This is a genomic window from Hyphomonadaceae bacterium ML37, assembly GCA_027627685.1.
Taxonomy (GTDB): domain Bacteria; phylum Pseudomonadota; class Alphaproteobacteria; order Caulobacterales; family Maricaulaceae; genus Oceanicaulis.
The window spans coordinates 1,248,196-1,265,309 of the sequence record CP091241.1 but is presented as its reverse complement, the minus strand read 5'-3'; the positions used below and the strand labels follow the sequence as shown (position 1 = coordinate 1,265,309).

The following is a 17,114-nucleotide window of genomic DNA, read 5'->3' as shown; positions in this document are numbered from 1 at the left end:
TTACTTCAGCTCGACTTTGGCGCCGGCGTCTTCGAGCTGCTTTTTCAGTGCCTCGGCTTCGGTCTTGGAGGCGCCTTCCTTGACGGTTTTGCCGCCGGCTTCGACCAGATCCTTGGCTTCTTTCAGGCCCAGGCCAGTGATGGCGCGGACTTCTTTGATGACGTTGATTTTCTTGTCGCCCGCTTCGAGCAACACAACGTCAAATTCGGTTTTCTCTTCCGCAGCAGCGCCGCCGGCGTCGCCGGCCGGAGCGGCATAGGCCACGGCGGCAGCCGCCGCCTTGATGCCTTTGGACTCGAGAATGTCGTTCAGTTCCTTGGCTTCCAGAATCGTCAGGCCCAGGAGTTCGTCAGCAAGTTTGGCCACATCAGCCATGATAATATTCCTTCGCGTTGGTCAGGGTTGTTCGGGTTCGAGTGTGCGGAGACGACGTCAGCTGCTTGCCTGTTCGCGGATCGCCTCGATCTGGCCGGCCAGGGTGGACCCTGGCGCGTTGAGCCGCGAGATGATCTCGCTGGCCTGGCCCATGAGGCGGGCTGCGATGGCGCCGATGAGTTCTTCGCGCGACGGCATCTTGGAGAGCGCTTCGACGCTTTTGGCGTCGGAGAAAATATTCTCTTCCATGAAGCCGCCGACGATTTCGAACTTGGGGTTCGATTTGGCGAACTCGACGACAACCTTCGGCGCTGCGGTGAAGTCCTCAGAATAAGCGATGGCGATCGGGCCCTGGAACATGTCCGAGGCCTCTTCACCCTTCTGGCCCTTCAGGGCGATCTTGGCGAGCCGGTTGCGCACGACTTTCAGTCGTCCGCCCTTGGCGCGCAGTTCGCCGCGCAGCTTGGTCATTTCCGCAACGGTCAGGCCCGAATAGCGGGCCAGGACGACAGATCCGGAAGCGGAGAAAATCTCCGTGAGCTCCCCGACCGCCGTCACTTTGGTCGTACGATCCATTGCGGTCTCCCTTCGTTCGGACCACCCACCGCGGGCGGCCCGTCAAGCCGCCGCGCCAGACGCCCGCCCGTGATAAGGGGCAGGACGCGCGAGCGCGGACTTGCCTGCCCCAGGGCTCGAACCAGCATCCCCGGCTCGCGCCGGACAAACTTGGTCTCGCTCTGTCTCACCCGGGGCCGTGTGAATTAAGAGCGGCGCTTGTGACGCCCCTCCCCCGGGATCTCGGACAGGTCGGACCGGATGTGACGGCATGTGCCGCCGCGCCCGGTCCTGACCCCGCCGCCCGGCCAGGAGCCGGAGGGCGGAAAACTCTTGTCGAAGCAGCCCTGATCAGGCCGCTTCGGTCGGGGCGCCTGTGGACGCCTCGGTCACATCAACTTTCACGCCCGGCCCCATGGTGGAGCTGAGCGAGATGCGCCGGACATATTGTCCCTTGGCGCCGGCCGGCTTCGACTTCACCAGGCCCGCCAGCAGCGCGCGGATGTTTTCCACCAGCGCGTCCTGCGAGAAGCTCGCCTTGCCCACGCCGGCATGCACGATGCCCGCTTTTTCCACGCGGAACTCGACTGCGCCGCCCTTGGAGTTGGCCACAGCCTTGGCCACGTCCATGGTCACGGTGCCAACCTTCGGGTTCGGCATCATGCCGCGCGGACCGAGCACTTTGCCCAGACGTCCCACCAGCGGCATCATGTCCGGGGTGGCGATGACCTTGTCGAAATCGATCTGGCCGGCGGCCACGGTTTCGTACAGGTCCTCGGCGCCCACCACGTCCGCGCCGGCTTTCAGGGCTTCTTCAGCCTTGGCGCCCTTGGCGAACACGGCCACGCGGACCGAACGGCCCGTACCGTTGGGCAGCGACACCACGCCGCGCACCATCTGGTCGGCGTGACGCGGGTCAACACCCAGATTCACGGCCACTTCGATGGTCTCGTCGAACTTCGCCGTGGCGCGTTCCTTGACCAGGGCCACCGCCGCTTCGAGCGTGTGGTCCTTTTCGCGGTCAATGCCGTTACGCGCCGCAGCAATCCGTTTTGCAATCTTCGCCATGACGCCTACTCCACCACTTCGATGCCCATGGAGCGCGCCGAACCCTCGATGATGCGGGTGGCGGCGTCCAGGTCGGTCGCGTTCAGATCAGCCATTTTCGTCTCGGCGATTTCACGGCACTGGGCGCGCGTCACCTTGGCGGTCGGCGCGGTCTTGCCGGCCGTGGCGGAGCCTTTTTGAACCTTGGCGGCCTTCTTCAGGAAGAAGCTCGCCGGCGGGGTCTTGGTCACGAACGTGAAGGATTTGTCCGAGTACACCGTGATGGTCACGGGAATCGGCGTGCTCTTCTCGATCTCTTGCGTCTTGGCGTTGAACGCCTTGCAGAATTCCATGATGTTCACGCCGCGCTGACCCAGCGCCGGCCCGATGGGCGGCGACGGGTTGGCTGCGCCGGCGGGAACTTGCAGGTTGATGTAACCTGTAATCTTTTTCGCCATAGCCCTTCCTCCAATGACGCGGACCGATGCCGCGCCTGTACGTCACGAGGGACTCAATGTCCCCCAAGGGTGGCGCGGTACGGCCCCGGCATGGTCTTCGCCGCAGCCTCCCGCACCGTCGCTTCGCTCAGTTCGCTTTTTCGACCTGAGTGAATTCCAGCTCGACCGGGGTGGCCCGGCCGAAAATATTGATGGCGACCTTCAAGGTCTCCTTGCCGTCATCGACATCGTCGACGGTGCCGACAAAGCCCATGAACGATCCGTCCGTCACGCGCACGCTCTCGCCGATATCGAACGAGATGGTGGAGCGCGGCCGTTCGGCGTCGTCCTCCATCTGGCCCATGATCCGCTTGATCTCGATTTCCGGCACCGGCAGCGGGCGCTTGCCCGAGCCCAGGAAACCGGTCACGCGCGGCGTGTTCTTGACGAGGTGATAGGCCTCGTCCGTCATATCCATTTTCACCAGCACATAGCCGGGAAAGTATTTGCGCTCGGCGTTGACCTTGCGGCCGCGGCGCACTTCAACGACCTCTTCGGTCGGCACGATGATTTCCTCGAACCGGTCCTCAAGACCCTTGAGGACGGCTTCGGACCGGATCGCTTCGGCCACCTTCTTTTCGAAGTTGGAATAGGCGTTGACGATGTACCATTTGGCGGACATGCGGCGTCAGGCTCCAAGACCGAGGAGATTGCGGATGATAAAGCCGAGCGCGCTGTCGACCGCGAAAAAGAAGATCGCCGCGATGACCGTCATGATCAGCACCATGACGGTGGAGATGAAGGTCTCGTTACGGCCCGTCCAGGTGACCTTGCGGCCCTCCTGACGCACTTCGGCGAAGAAGCGCAGCGGGTTGAACGGCTTCTTGGGCGCAGGCGCAGTCGCTGCTCCGCCCGAAGTCCCGCTTCGGCCGCTGGCGGCCGGTTTCGCCGGCGGGCGGTTTTTCGTGTCTCGCGCCATGGCGTCAGACCATCTTTCTCAATCGCTGGCGCCAGACGCGAAGGACTGGCGCGCCTGGCAGGGGCGGAGGGGCTCGAACCCCCGGCCTGCGGTTTTGGAGACCGCCGCTCTACCAGCTGAGCTACACCCCTGTGTCGCACGCAGGCTTAACGCGGCGCGTTGACGCCCGCCTTCGCCAGAGCCGGTGCTTTTACATCGCCTGCAGCGAGATGCAAACAGGGCGCTGCAAAATTTCTGCACCCGGTTATCCCCGGTCCGCAACCAGCCCCGCGCGCGCCAGCGCCGCGAAGGCCTCGCCCATATGGGGCGCCCACGCGCGCCAGCGCCCGGACGAGTGCGTATTGACCGGACTGCGCACCTGCCAATAGCTGGCGGTCTTCACCGTGCCGGGCCGGGCGTGGAAGTCCAGAAGATCATCCTGGGCCGGCAGATCCAGCCAGCCAGTGAGCCCTGCCAGCGTGTCATCGGGCGCGCGCACGAAGGCGTCATAGTCCAGATCAAAAATCGCCTGCGGGTACAGCGCGCGCCAGTGATCCATGATGCGCGCCTGCAGACCCATATAGTGGGCGATATCACCGGGATCGCACGCATAGGCCGCCGCGCGCGGGTCGAGATGCTGGCCGAAGATGGACACCATCACATCGCGCCGGTCGCGCACGGTATGAATGATCTTCGCCTCGGGGAAGAGCTGGAGGATCAGGCCAATCAGCAGGAAATTCTGCGGCCGCTTGTCGGTGTAGCGCAGACCCGGCCGGGGCGCGTGCATCGCCGCCAGACGGTCACGGTAGCGCTGCGCCGCCGCGCGTGCGCCCGCCGCATCGAGGCGCCCGGCGCCGGCGGGAAAGGGCGCCAGATCCCGCGCCGCCAGGCGCTGCAGGAAGGGCAGCTCGCCGAACGCGGCCACATTGCGATGCATGGACAGCACCCGCTCGGCCAGCGACGAGCCGGACCGGTGCAACCCGCAGATGAAGATCAGGTCTGCACCCCCTTCGCCGTCCCTCACCCCGGCCGGACGCGCGGCCGGAAAGGCGTCGATGAGCGCCTGTGCATTGGCCTGCGCGCGGGCGCGATCATAGCGCGGATGCGCCGCCGCCGCGATGGCGTTGGCGCGCGTATAGGCTTCGAAAGCGGGCGCGATGCGGCCAGCGCGCTCAAGCACCTGGCCCAGAGCGAAGCCCAGATTGGCGCGGGTCTCGGCCGGCGCGCCGCCCGCGCCCTCAAACGCCGCCTGCAGGGCGCGCGCCGCAGGCCCGGACGCCCCCTCCTCCATGGCTTCTAGGCGCAACAGGCGGGCCTGTGCGTCGCCGGCATGGGCGGGTCCGGCGCCGGGCCCTTGGTCCAGGACGCGGCGGTAACACGCCAGCGCCTCACGCCGCTCGCCGCGCTCTTCATGCAGATTGCCGAGATTCATCAGGGCCGGCGCAAAGTCCGGGCGCAGGTCCAGCGCCGCTGTCAGCTCCGCCATGGCGCCGGTATCGTCGAGCAAATCGTCAGATAGGATCACCGCGCGGTTGAGATGGATCATCTCCGGCTCGGCGCCGCCCAGCGCCAGGGCGCGGGCATAGGCGTCCAGCGCAGCGCGCGGCTCTTCGTTCTGGCGCAGGTAATAGCCCAGATCGAACCAGAAATCGGCAATGTCAGGGCAGGCTTCCACCGCGGCCCGGCAGGCGGCGAGGATGCCGGAGAGCGCGCCGCGCGCGGCGGCGCTGCGAATCTGCGCCTCGGCTGTGCTGCGGGTCAGGCTCATGGTCTCAATGGAAAGCGGGTGTCCAGGGCGCGGCCATTAAAGCAAGCCGTCCACGCGGCGGCGAGCGCCGGCTTCACACCCGATGCGCGCCGCACAAAAGAAAACGGCGGCGGGCAGAGCCCGCCGCCGCAGTCTTGTACGCGTCCTGAAGAACGCGCCGCGATCAGTAACGCAGATTGACGCGGGCGAACAGGAAGCGGCCGACCTGATCATAACCGCCAATCGAGTTGGCGTTCAGGGTCAGCGACCCGCCGACCATCGGCGGCTCACGGTCCATCACGTTGTTCACACCCACCGTCAGGGTGGTGTTCGAACGAAGGTCGAACGTACCCGTCAGGTCGATATAGTTGAACGAACCGAGCTCATTGCCATTGGCGACCAGGATCTGGTCGGTCGTGGCAGGCGAGCCGTCAGTGCTGACATAGTCCATGGCGCCGGTATGACGCCAGCGCACCGAACCGCTCCACCAGCTGCCCATGTCGTACGTCGCACGCAGGGTGTGACGCCATGTCGGGGTCTGGCACGAGGTGTTGATGTTGCCGGCGCAATCGAACGTCGCGTCCGGGTTCACGCCCGGCAGCGGTTCGATTTCCTGCTCCAGAGCAACCGAGCCATTGAAGTTGATGCCCAGATTGCCGCCCAGGAATTCGGTGGCGTAGGCGGCCGTGAAGTCAATGCCCGACCAGGTCAGATTGCCGAAATTGTCGTTCAGGTTTTCGACAAAGCCGGACGTGGCGAGGTTGGAGCCCAGCCACAGATCGCCGGTGGTGGCGTTGCGGTTGACCTTGTCGCACAGGAACGGATCACCGGTCAGACCGCAGAAGCGCAGGATCGTACTGGCGCCGATGGTGCCGATCCGGTCTTCGATCGCGATGTGGTAGTAATCGACCGAGACCGACAGGTTGGACATCGGCGACGCAACGAAGCCGAAGGTCCAGGTGTCGGCCGCCTCAGGCTGCAGGGTCTGGTTGCCGCCGGAGAACTGGTTGTACTGGTTCGCCGGGCTGCTTTGAATGTTGCCGTACGTGCCAGAAGCCGTGGGATTCAAGGGATCAAACGGAGCAACACCCGTATTCACACACTGAGCCTCAGTGAACTCCGGCGCAGCGCCGGCGCAGGGATCCTCACCACCCCACAGCGAGATCTGCTGCTGTGCGAACAGTTCGTTGACGCTGGGCGCGCGGATGGCGCGGTTATAGCCGCCGCGGAAGCGCAGGATGTCCGACGGCTCCCAGTTCAGACCGACCTTGTAGGAGCTGACGCCGCCCGAGGTGTTGTAGTTCGAGTAGCGGTAGCCCAGATCGGCCGAGAGGTTGGCGAACAGCGGGACACCCGCCTCAGCGTAGAACTCGGTCACGTCGAAGCCGCCATCGATCGGCGGACGCGGGCCGCCGAGACCGGCGAAGTTGCCCGAAGACATGTTGGCGTCCGCGGTCACAGCGAACTCGCTGCGGCGCCATTCAGCGCCGATCACCATCGAGACCGGCTCAGCGGCGCCGGGGAACACGATGCCGGTATCGCCGGTCACGTAACCACCCACCGAGTAGATCGCCGTGCGGCCCGTACGAATGCCGACGCCGCCCAGGGCAGCCGCTGATTCCGGGGTCACGCCCGGTCCAATGCCGAACACGTCATAGCAAGACGCCGTGTTGAGCAGGGCCGGATTGAGGCAGTTCAGGACGTTGGTTTCGATACGCGACGGGATGAAGTCGTTGACGTTGGCTTCGTTCGACGAGTTGGAGCCATACATGAACGAGGCGTTGTACGCCCAGCCATTGCCGAAATCGCCCTCGGAGCCCGCGACGATGCGCAGCGAGTTGGATTCGATGGCCGAGATACGCGGGCCGCCTTCATTGTTACGCTTGCCGATATAGACGCCGACTTCGTCAGCCGGGTTCAGGCCCAGATCGGCGCACATCGTGCCGAGCAGCGGGCTGGCGCAATCAAACTCGAAGAAGTTCACGAAGAACGTGCCCGACTCCGCGATCTGCACCTCGGTGTTGGTCTGCGCAAACATGATGTCCACGAACGGGCGCAGCATCGGGCTGACCTCGTAGGACAGGAAGGAGCCGGCCGTCCAGCGCTCGTCCGGGCGCTGGAAGTGGTTGATCGGCGCATAGTTGTACAGCGGCGCCGTGCCCGTGGTCCACGGACCGGTCGCCTGGTTGGCGAAGCCGACATAGTCCGGGTGCAGAAGGAAGAAGCTCGGGATCGGCGCGGTCGACGAGCCGCCGCACGACGTGCCGGCCGCGCTCAGGGCGCAGGACGAATAGTCGCGCGCACCCTGGCGCAGCTCTTCGTTCTGGCGATAGGTGAAGTAAGCCGACGCATGGCCCGCGCCGCCAGCAAAGCTGGAGCCCATGGCGAAGTCGATGTGATAGGACTGACCGTCAAGGCCCGAGCTGCCCGTGGGGTAGTCGAACCCGCGCGCATCCATCAGAGGCGTCAGATAGGTGTTGCGGTTGTTGTGCTGATAGGCAGACGCGCCAACCGTCAGCGACACGCCTTCGAAATTGCGGTCGATGATGAAGTTCACAACGCCGGCCATGGCGTCCGAACCGTACACCGCCGAGGCGCCGCCGGTCAGGATTTCCACGCGCGACAGCATCGCAGCCGGGATCTGGTTCAGGTCAGGGGCTTCCGAACGGATGCCGCCCGGCTGAAGGCGCTGGCCGTTGACGAGCACCAGGGTGCGCGCGGTGCCGAGGCCGCGCAGGTCAGCGGTGGCGAAGCCGGTCGTCGGGTTCACAGTGAACGCGTCGAAGCTCGGCGCCATTTGCGGCAGGGTGTTCAGCAGGTCTTCGACCCGCGTCGTGCCCGACAGGTTGAAGTCCGACGCGTCGACCGTGGTCACCGGGCTGGACGAGACGAGGTTGGGGTTGAGGATACGCGTGCCCGTGACACGCACGACATCGCTGGTCGGCGCCTGAGCGCCGTCTTCTTCCTGCGCGAGCGCAGGCGCGGTGGCGGTCAGGCCCCCGATCAGCGTGCTTGCCAGCAGGCAAGACTTGAAAATGCTTCGCTTCACTTCTGTTTCTCCCCGAGTGAGTAGCGGTTCCCTGAAGGCGACGCCGCAGAAAGCTGATCTGAAGCGAACGCCGACCCTGAAGACGGAACGTTCCGTCACGATCGCGACGCTAGTTGTCGCCGGACTGTCACGTCAACCTTGCCGAACTGTCATGAAGGCAGAATACCAACATTCTTTCATATCTGTGGCCTGTGAGCACCACTCTGCAGACGCCGCTCCGGCGCCGCCGCTTGACGTTCCGGTGCAGATTTCCCGCCGCAATCGGGCGGTAAAGCCCCGTGAGCGCGTGACCTTACGCCCGCCGGCGCGCTTCGCAATTCGGGGCGCGCAGAGTCACCGCCCCAACTATCTCAAATGAATGGGCATACTCTTTGGCGCATTACTCAGGTTCGACTCGCCCCGATATCCACCAGCCCACGGGCCGGCCGGCGTTGTCACGCACAGCTTCGGAACCGTCTGTGGACAACCCGGCGGCGCGCGCCGTCTGCGCCAGCGCCAGCGCGCCGGCCTCGTCCAACGATGCTTCAGTCATCAATGTGAGCCGTGCGCAGTGCGCGGAGACTTCGTTCAGAACGGTCTGAGCATTCTCGATCAGATAGGGCGGCGGGAAGCGGTCTTTCTTGTTGAGTATTTCGGCCAGAAAGCTCATCGCCCAATGGGTGGTTTCGTCAAGCGGGCGGGCGGTTTCCTCGGTGAACAGGCGGCGCACGGTCTCGAACGCCTGGGCCTCGCCCTGCCCGCTCGCGCGCGCCTCGCCCAGGGCGCGCACCTGCGCGGCCAGCCCGCCGGGCGCGATCAAGCTGGAAGCCCGCGCAATCCGCGCACGGGCCGCGGCGACCGCCTCGCCATCACGCGCATGGGCGAGCACGCCCAGTCGCCCGCCCGGCGCCAGCACCCGCGCCGCCTCGCGCAGCGCCGCGCCTGTGTCGGCGTATTCCAGCCCGAACTGGGAGATGGCCGCGTCAAACGATCCGGCTTCGAAGGGAAGCGCTTCCAGCGCTGCGCCGGCCACCACGTGCGCGCCCTCAATGGGGGCCAGCGTGTCGGCATAATCGGCGCCGGTCACCTCAAAGCCATGGGGATGGTCGACCGCCAGCCGGGTCAGCGCCCCGGCCCCGCAGGCGAGATCGAGCACCCGGGCGCCTGGCGCCAGCGCATCGAAAAACTCTTTCCAGACAAACCCGCTATCGAAGGGTTTGCCGGCCGCGAAACAGCTATGGGTCTGGCCCGACGCCCAATACCGGCTCCAGGTCTCGCGTCCGTCCATGGCAGGCCTCCCCGTCTGGTTCGGGCGCCAGCCTAGCGCCCTGCCCCGCGCCCGTCAGCGCACACGGCGCCTCCAACGCAGCGCGGCCCGGCTTTGGGGGCCGGGCCGCGTCGCAGTGTGTCAGATGGGGCCGCCGATTACTCGACGATCTTGGCCACCACGCCGGCGCCGACCGTGCGGCCGCCTTCGCGGATGGCGAAGCGCAGCTTCTCTTCCATGGCGATCGGGGTGATCAGTTCGACGTTGATCTCCACATTATCGCCCGGCATCACCATCTCGGTGCCTTCCAGAAGGCTCACCACGCCCGTCACGTCCGTCGTGCGGAAGTAGAACTGCGGACGGTAGTTGGTGAAGAACGGGGTGTGACGCCCGCCCTCTTCCTTGGTCAGGATATAGGCTTCAGCCACGAACTTCTTGTGCGGCTTGATCGTGCCGGGCTTGCACAGCACCTGGCCGCGCTCCACGCCCTCGCGGTCCACGCCGCGCAAGAGAACGCCGACGTTATCGCCCGCCTGGCCCTGGTCGAGCAGCTTGCGGAACATTTCCACGCCCGTGCAGATCGTCTTCTTGGTGTCGCGCAGGCCCACGATCTCGATCTCGTCGCCCACTTTCACGATGCCGCGCTCGACACGCCCGGTCACCACCGTGCCGCGGCCCGAGATGGAGAACACGTCTTCGATCGGCATCAGGAAGGGCTGGTCAATGGCGCGTTCCGGGGTCGGGATATACTCGTCCACAGCCGCCATCAGCGCCTTGATCTGGTTCTCGCCGATCTCCGGCTGCGTGCCGTTCATCGCGTGCAGGGCCGAGCCGGCGATGATCGGAATATCGTCGCCTGGGAAGTCGTAGGACGACAGAAGCTCGCGCACTTCCATCTCCACCAGCTCCAGAAGCTCGGCGTCGTCGACCTGGTCGACCTTGTTGAGGAACACCACCAGGGCGGGCACGCCCACCTGACGGGCCAGCAGGATGTGCTCGCGCGTCTGCGGCATCGGGCCGTCAGCCGCGTTCACCACCAGAATCGCGCCGTCCATCTGCGCCGCGCCCGTGATCATGTTCTTCACATAGTCCGCGTGGCCCGGGCAGTCGACGTGGGCGTAGTGCCGGCCCGGCGTCTCGTACTCGACGTGCGCCGTCGAGATCGTGATCCCGCGCGCCTTCTCTTCGGGCGCCCCGTCAATCTGGTCATACGCCCGGAACTCGCCGAAATACTTCGTAATCGCAGCCGTCAGCGTCGTCTTGCCATGGTCAACGTGACCAATCGTGCCAATGTTGACGTGCGGCTTGTTACGCTCAAACTTACCCTTGGCCATTGTCTTCAGACCCTTACGCTGGTGCTGTGCATGGAGCGGCCTGCTTGCCGGACGCCCTTGAAAACTGAGGGCGGGGCATAACGCCCGCGCGCCGCGCATGCAAGTGTCAAACGCGGCCCCGCCATGCAGGCTCAGGCATGCGCGCTCAGGCCGGCACGATATCCATGGCCATGGTCAGGCGCGCCTGTTCGCCGCCGAACCGGACGGTGCCGTGCCACATGTACGAGGGAAACAGGACAAGCATGCCCGGTTCGGGCTTCACCCAGTGCTGCGCGCTCTGGGCCGGCGTGACCGGAACACCTGCCTCGCCAAAGCGGATCCAGCCCTCGCGCCCGCCCGCGCCGACCGCATCTGGCAGCGCCACATAGAAGGCCGACGAAATCCAGCCATCGGGGTGGACATGATCGGTATGGAACCCGCCCGGCGTCAGCCAGACCGACCAGACGCCGTGAATGCGCCAGCGCCCCGCCCGGCGCCGCCGCAAGGGATCACCGCCCTGACCCAGTCCCTCGATATACGCGTCCACCAGCGGGTCCAGCGCGTGGCGGAACGCCTGGATGGCGGGGCTCTGCACCGACAATATGTCCGGGCGCTGGCTGCCATGGCGCACCGACTGTCCAAACGGGTGGGTGCGGTAGGGATGGGCGGCTTTCAGCTCGGTGGCGAGATCAGAGAGATACGCCTCCTTGCTGCTCCAGCCCGGCGGCGGCGCGATCGTTTGCGGGCGCACCAGCGCGTCATAGTCATAGAGCGCGTCAAAGCGCGGATCGCCGCGCATGCGCCAGGCCATGGCCTGCAGATTGACCGCGTTCTGATTGTCCGGCGCCAGCGACAGCAGGCGTTTGGCCGCCGCATCCGCCCCGTCGCTATCGCCCTCGGCCAGGCAGACATGGGTCCAGGCTTCCAACGCGGTGAACTCACGCGGCGCGATCTGCAGCGCCTGACGCGCCCGCGCCCGCGCCGCCTCCAGCCGCCCGGCCCGGGTGAGCAGATAGACCGCCGCGCATTGCAGCACGAGCTGGCCCGGCTCGCGCGCCGCCAGCGCCTCAATCTGCGCGCACGCGCCCTCAAGATCGCCCATATAATCGAGCGCGCGCGCCCGCACATATTCCAGAGGTCCAAAGCCCGGCCGGGCCGCGATGTCACGCTCCAGCGCGCTCAGCGCCTGCCCCCGGTCGCCGGTGCGCATCCAGATCAGCTGGCAGCGCTCCAGCTGGGCGTCCACCATGGCGCCATTGATGGCGCACGCCGCGTCATAGGCCTCCGCCGCTGCATCAAGTGCGCCCAGCTGCATCAGCGCGCGCGCCAGCACAACCCGCGTCTCGCCCGCCTTCAGCCCCAGCGCGATGGCCCGGCGCGCATTGGCGGCGCTGGCCTCGTGACGCCCGCAATCGCCCTGGCTGGCGGCGAGGTTATGCAGCGCGACCGGATTGTCGGGATAGGCCGCCGCAGCCGCCTCATGCACCGCCAGCGCCTCGTCGAGACGCTTTTGCGCCTTGAGCGCATCGGCGCGCGCGCACAGGGCCTGCAAGGATTCGGGCATGCGGCGTCCTCCCACGGCGGCACAGCGAGCCGCGCGCGGCAGGCGCCGTCAAGGGCCGGGGCGCAGAGTTCGCCCTTCAAATCATCAAGTGGCGAAAAAATCTGGAGCGGGTGGACGGGATCGAACCGACATATTCAGCTTGGAAGGCTGACGTTCTACCATTGAACTACACCCGCGAGGGACCGGTTTGATACAAGCTGATCGCCCGCGCGTCGAGACCTTCGGCGCCAAGCCTGTTCAAACGCGCGCCGTGATCGGCTGGGGTCCGGTCCAGGCCGCCAGCGTGTCGCGGTAGAGCGGATCGGGCGTAATGGACAGGGCCGCACGCGCCTCATCCAGCGGAAGGGCGAACAGGGCTGACAGATCCTGCACCGGCATCGGTCTGGCCGCACGCGCCATGGCGGCTGCGTTGCGCATCATGCGCCCCACAGGCCAGCGCATGATTTCCGAACGGATGCGCAGACCCGCCATGGCCCCCAGCAGCCGCGAACCGCGCGAGCCGGTCTGCACGCCGGTGAACACCAGCAGCAAAGCCTCGCCCAGCGGGTTGCGGCCATAGCCGGTGAGCACGTGATACAAATCATGGGTCAGGCTCATGGACCACATATAGGCGCTGAACTGCGGGTAATCGCGGTCCAGCATCTCGTAATGGCCGGGATTCACCGCCACCGCCGCCTCGTGCACGCCCAGCGGGTCGAGGCCTTCGCTGTCAAGATAATGCAGATAGGCCGCCGCGAACGTGCCCGGCCCGTGGGCTTCCAGCTGCGCACGGCCGGTGAGCGCATCGGCCAGGCTCTGGCGGTTGGCGATCACGCCGCGGCCATACGCGCTGTCGCAAAAGCGCCGGAAGCTGTCTTCGCCCGTGCGCCCCTGGGCGGCGGAGAAGAAGCGGAAGACGTGGCGGGTGTCTTCAGGATCATTGACCAGATCGCGAAATGCCCCGAGCGCGGCCAGCGGGCGCAAGGGCTGGAACGGAAAGGCGTAAGCGCCGGTTGAAGACGCGGCCATGTCGGCTTCCTTCGGTAGTCGGGGCGATGATCGGGCGGCTAGCCACGAGCATACTCCGGCGGAAGACAAAAGTGAACGCCGTTCACATCGGGGGCGCCGCCACGGTGCCCGCGCGCAGCGCGTCGCCAGCCTTCCAGGGCCCGCCCCTGCAAACGCGTCTCAGTTGAGGCGCGCGAATGCTTCTCAGTGACTTGTCAAATATCTTTCAATCACTTGGCCGCCACAGAATCGATGTTACATTGAGCCTCAACCTGTTTCCTGCACCGGAGCCGAATCCATGAAGGGCGATCCCAAAGTCATCGAGCACCTCAACAAGGCGCTGAAGCTGGAGCTGACCACGGTCAACCAGTACTTCCTGCATGCGCGCATGCTGAAAGATTGGGGCTTTTCGCGCCTTGCCAAGGTGGAATACGAAGAATCCATCGACGAGATGAAGCATGCCGACGCGCTGATCGAACGCATCCTGTTCCTGGAGGGCCTGCCCAATGTGCAGGATCTGGGCAAGGTGCTGATCGGCGAGACGGTCAAGGAAATCCTGGAATGCGATCTGGAGGCCGAGCGCCGCGCGCATCCGATCTACAAGGAGGCCGTGGCCTATTGCGAAAGCGCCGGTGACTATGTCTCGCGCCAGCTGTTTGATTCCATCCTGAAGTCCGAGGAGGAGCATATCGACTTCCTCGAGACCCAGCTGGGCCTGATCGAGAAGATTGGCGAAGACCGCTACATGCAGTCCCAGATGGGCGGCCATGACGACTGACGGCGGGCCGTCAGACCCCTTTGATCAAAACCGTGTCAGGCGCGGCGGATCATTCCGCCGCGCTTAAAGTCGGGTCGGTCCATTTCTCGCGCATCGTCACCAGCTCCTCGGCCACCGTCGGATGCACCGCGCAGGCCGCGTCGAACTGGGCCTTGGTGAGTTTGGCTTTCACCGCAATGCCCACCGCCTGGATGATCTCCGGCGCGTCATCACCGACAATGTGCACGCCCACCACCACCTGATCCGCGGCGCGCACCACCAGCTTCATCAGCATCCAGTCGGGCTTCTCGGTCAGCATGCCCTTCATCGGGCGGAACTTGCTCTTGTAGATATCGATCTTGCCATGGATGCGCCGCGCATCGGCCTCGCTCAGCCCCACAGTGCCGACGGGCGGCTGGGTGAAGACGGCTGACGCAATATCGCTGTGGTCAAAGGCGGTTGGCCGGTCGTGAAACACCGTCTGGACAAAGGCCATCGCCTCGCGGATCGCGACGGGGGTGAGGTTCATCCGGTTGGTTACATCGCCCACGGCGTAGATGTGGTCCACGCTGGTGCGCGAGTATTCATCGACCTTGATCGCGCCATTCTCCAGCACCTCCACCCCGGCGGCCTCAAGCCCCAGCCCGGCGGTATAGGGGTCGCGCCCGGTGGCCAGCACCACGGCGTCTGACTCCAGGGCGTCGCCGGTATCGAGATGGACCGTATGGAAGCCCTCACGCGCTGATGGTTCGATGGCTGTGAACACCGCATGGGTCACCACCCGCACGCCGCTCTCTTTCAGCTGTTCGTGGACAAAGGCGCGCACATCATCGTCAAACCCGCGCAGCACCGTGTCGCCGCGATAGACCAGGCACGTCTTCACCCCCAGCCCGGCGAACACTTGCGCAAACTCGCACGCGATATACCCGCCCCCGGCGATGACCAAGTGCTCGGGCAGTGTGTCGAGATGGAATAATTCATTGGAGGTGATGGCGTGCTCGGCGCCGGTCACGCCTTCAGGCCGGTTGGGGACGCCGCCCGTGGCGATCAGGATATTGCGCGCGGTCACCGTGCGCCCGGATTTGACTAGGCGGATTTCGTGGGGACCGGCCAGCTCGGCGCGGTCCTCGATCAGCTCCACGCCAGCATTGGCGAGGTTTTTGGCGTAGATGCCCGACAGGCGGTCCACCTCGCCCAGCATGGATTCGCGAAAGGCCGGCCAGTCAAAGCGCGCCTCGCCGACGGTCCAGCCATAGCCCTCGGCCTGGCGGAAAGTCTTGGCGAAGCTGGAGGCGTAGACCATGAATTTCTTGGGCACGCAGCCGCGGATGACGCAGGTGCCGCCCGGCCGGTATTCCTCGGCCACCGCTGTCTTGGCCCCGGACAGGCTGGCGAGGCGCGACGCGCGCACCCCGCCAGACCCGGCGCCGATGGTGAAAAGGTCGTAGTCGAAATCGGCCATGGGGCGCCCCGTGCTGCGTCAGTGTCCTGTAGGGACTAACTGACGGCCCGGAGCCCCCTGGTCAATTCACGCGTCTGCGACCGATCGCCGTTTACGAGGCGTGAGCGCGCGGCTTGCTGCGGTTCTGACCGCCGCTCTGGCCGCCTTGACCACCCTGGCCGCCACGGCTTCCACCCTGACCGCCACGATTGCCGCCCTGACCACCGCGATTGCCGCCGCCCGGACCCGAGCGGCTGCCGCCGCCCTGGCCATTGCGATTGCCGCCGCCCTGGCCGCTGCGGTTTCCACCGCCCTGACCGCCGCGCTCGCCGCCGCCCTGGCCGCCTTGAGCGCTGCGTTCACCGCGCTCACCGCGATCAGCGCCGCCCGAACCCGCAGCGCGCGGACGTCCGCCGCCACCACCACCGCCGCCGCCGCCGCCGCGTTTCTGCTGCGGACGCGCCGGACGCGACGCGGACCCACGCGCCACCGGCGGCGCTTCGTTCAGTCCGGCGATGGGTTTGCCGGTCAGCTTCTCGATGTCTTTCAGCAGGCCCCGCTCATCGGGCGCCACCAGCGACACAGCACGGCCCGTCGCGCCGGCGCGCGCGGTGCGGCCGATGCGGTGGACATAGCTTTCAGCCACGTTGGGCAGCTCGTAATTGACCACCAGTTCGATGCCGTCGACATCAATGCCGCGCGCGGCGATGTCAGTGGCCACCAGCACGGGCGCAGCGCCCGACCGGAACGCCGCCAGAGCACGCTCGCGCTGGCCCTGCGTCTTGTTGCCATGGATGGCCGCGGCCTTGTGGCCGTATTCCACCAGGCGCTTGGTGACCTTGTCGGCGCCGCGCTTGGTGCGCGTGAAGATGATCGCCCGGCGGCCCGCTTCGGGGGCGAGCAGATCGATCAGCGCGTCCGGCTTGGCGCCGCCATCCACATAGAACACGTTCTGGGTGATGGCTTCGATGGGGCGCGAGGGCGCCGACACCGAGATGGTGGCCGGATCGTCCAGGAAGTCGTCCGCCAGCTGGCGGATCGCCTGGGGCATGGTGGCCGAGAACATCACCGTGGTGCGCGGGCGCGCCGCAGCCTGCAGGATGCGGCGGATCGCCGGCATGAAGCCGAGATCGAGCATCTGGTCGGCCTCGTCCAGCACCACTGTGCGGGTCAGGTCCAGACGCAGCTTGCCCGCCTGCATGTGATCGAGCAGACGGCCGGGCGTGGCCACCAGCACGTCAACGCCGCGCGCCAGCGCGCGGATTTGCGGGCCGGCCTTGGCGCCGCCATAGACCACGGTGTGGGTCAGGCCGGTGAATTTGCCATAGGCGGCGACGGACGCGCCGATCTGGGCGGCCAGTTCGCGCGTCGGCGCCAGGATCAGCGCGCGGCACGACAGGCCCGGCGCTTTCTTGTTGTCCGCCAGAAGGCGGGTGAGCAGCGGCAGCACGAAGGCCGCCGTCTTGCCGGTGCCGGTCTGGGCCAGGCCGACCATGTCGCGCCCGGTGAGAAACAGCGGGATGGCGCGCGCCTGGATCGGGGTCGGGATTTCATACCCTTCCGCAGTCACGGCACGCAAAACGGGCTCGGCCAGGCCGAGCTGAGCAAAAGTGGTCAAAGCACATTCCTTCTGACCGG

The 17,114-nt window shown here is 66.1% G+C and carries 15 protein-coding genes and 2 tRNA genes; 1 reads left to right on the top strand and 16 read right to left on the bottom strand.

Going from position 1 to position 17,114, the window contains the following annotated elements:
• From rplL to L2D01_06140, 14 genes are all read right to left on the bottom strand, one after another.
• Nucleotides 1-375 carry a 50S ribosomal protein L7/L12 gene (rplL, locus tag L2D01_06205; GenBank protein ID WBQ11373.1) on the bottom strand — a complete coding sequence of 125 codons (375 nt, stop codon included), beginning with the start codon at nt 373-375 and terminating at the stop codon, nt 1-3.
• A 57-nt stretch (nt 376-432) separates the two neighbouring features.
• Complete coding sequence (gene rplJ, locus L2D01_06200) at nt 433-951, bottom strand: 50S ribosomal protein L10 (protein ID WBQ11372.1); 519 nt, start codon at nt 949-951, stop codon at nt 433-435.
• A 330-nt stretch (nt 952-1,281) separates the two neighbouring features.
• Nucleotides 1,282-1,998 (bottom strand): 50S ribosomal protein L1, encoded by a 717-nt coding sequence (gene rplA / locus L2D01_06195; protein WBQ11371.1) that lies wholly within the window; start codon nt 1,996-1,998, stop codon nt 1,282-1,284.
• A gap of 5 nt (nt 1,999-2,003) precedes the next feature.
• Complete coding sequence (rplK, locus tag L2D01_06190; protein ID WBQ11370.1) at nt 2,004-2,435, bottom strand: 50S ribosomal protein L11; 432 nt, start codon at nt 2,433-2,435, stop codon at nt 2,004-2,006.
• Between the two features lie 127 nt (nt 2,436-2,562).
• The gene (gene nusG, locus L2D01_06185) at nt 2,563-3,096 is read right to left on the bottom strand and encodes a transcription termination/antitermination protein NusG (protein ID WBQ11369.1); all 534 of its coding nucleotides are present in this window, start codon (nt 3,094-3,096) and stop codon (nt 2,563-2,565) included.
• Nucleotides 3,097-3,102: 6 nt separating this feature from the next.
• On the bottom strand, nt 3,103-3,393 hold the full coding sequence (gene secE / locus L2D01_06180; protein ID WBQ11368.1) for a preprotein translocase subunit SecE: 291 nt from the start codon (nt 3,391-3,393) through the stop codon (nt 3,103-3,105).
• Between the two features lie 55 nt (nt 3,394-3,448).
• Nucleotides 3,449-3,524, bottom strand: a tRNA-Trp gene (locus tag L2D01_06175).
• A 113-nt stretch (nt 3,525-3,637) separates the two neighbouring features.
• Entirely contained in the window at nt 3,638-5,140 is a 1,503-nt protein-coding gene (locus L2D01_06170; protein ID WBQ11367.1) for a sulfotransferase, read from the bottom strand.
• 163 nt (nt 5,141-5,303) lie between these two features.
• Nucleotides 5,304-8,168 carry a TonB-dependent receptor gene (locus tag L2D01_06165; protein WBQ11366.1) on the bottom strand — a complete coding sequence of 955 codons (2,865 nt, stop codon included), beginning with the start codon at nt 8,166-8,168 and terminating at the stop codon, nt 5,304-5,306.
• A 379-nt stretch (nt 8,169-8,547) separates the two neighbouring features.
• A complete protein-coding gene (locus L2D01_06160) occupies nt 8,548-9,435 on the bottom strand; it encodes a methyltransferase domain-containing protein (protein ID WBQ11365.1) in 888 nt (295 codons plus the stop codon).
• Nucleotides 9,436-9,572: 137 nt separating this feature from the next.
• A complete protein-coding gene (gene tuf / locus L2D01_06155; GenBank protein ID WBQ11364.1) occupies nt 9,573-10,748 on the bottom strand; it encodes an elongation factor Tu in 1,176 nt (391 codons plus the stop codon).
• A gap of 145 nt (nt 10,749-10,893) precedes the next feature.
• Entirely contained in the window at nt 10,894-12,291 is a 1,398-nt protein-coding gene (locus L2D01_06150) for a putative 2OG-Fe(II) oxygenase (GenBank protein WBQ11363.1), read from the bottom strand.
• Between the two features lie 102 nt (nt 12,292-12,393).
• Nucleotides 12,394-12,467, bottom strand: a tRNA-Gly gene (locus L2D01_06145).
• Between the two features lie 61 nt (nt 12,468-12,528).
• Nucleotides 12,529-13,299: a ubiquinone biosynthesis protein COQ4 gene (locus L2D01_06140; protein ID WBQ11362.1), complete on the bottom strand. Its 771-nt coding sequence runs from the start codon at nt 13,297-13,299 to the stop codon at nt 12,529-12,531.
• A gap of 277 nt (nt 13,300-13,576) precedes the next feature.
• On the opposite strand from L2D01_06140, the gene bfr reads away from it, so the two are divergent.
• Nucleotides 13,577-14,056, top strand: a complete 480-nt coding sequence (gene bfr / locus L2D01_06135; GenBank protein ID WBQ11361.1) for a bacterioferritin — start codon at nt 13,577-13,579, stop codon at nt 14,054-14,056.
• A gap of 49 nt (nt 14,057-14,105) precedes the next feature.
• Here the strand turns inward: bfr and gor are convergent, their stop codons facing one another.
• Both gor and L2D01_06125 read right to left on the bottom strand, forming a co-directional pair.
• A complete protein-coding gene (gor, locus tag L2D01_06130) occupies nt 14,106-15,497 on the bottom strand; it encodes a glutathione-disulfide reductase (protein ID WBQ11360.1) in 1,392 nt (463 codons plus the stop codon).
• A gap of 91 nt (nt 15,498-15,588) precedes the next feature.
• Nucleotides 15,589-17,094, bottom strand: a complete 1,506-nt coding sequence (locus tag L2D01_06125) for a DEAD/DEAH box helicase (protein WBQ11359.1) — start codon at nt 17,092-17,094, stop codon at nt 15,589-15,591.
• Nucleotides 17,095-17,114 lie beyond the last annotated feature (20 nt).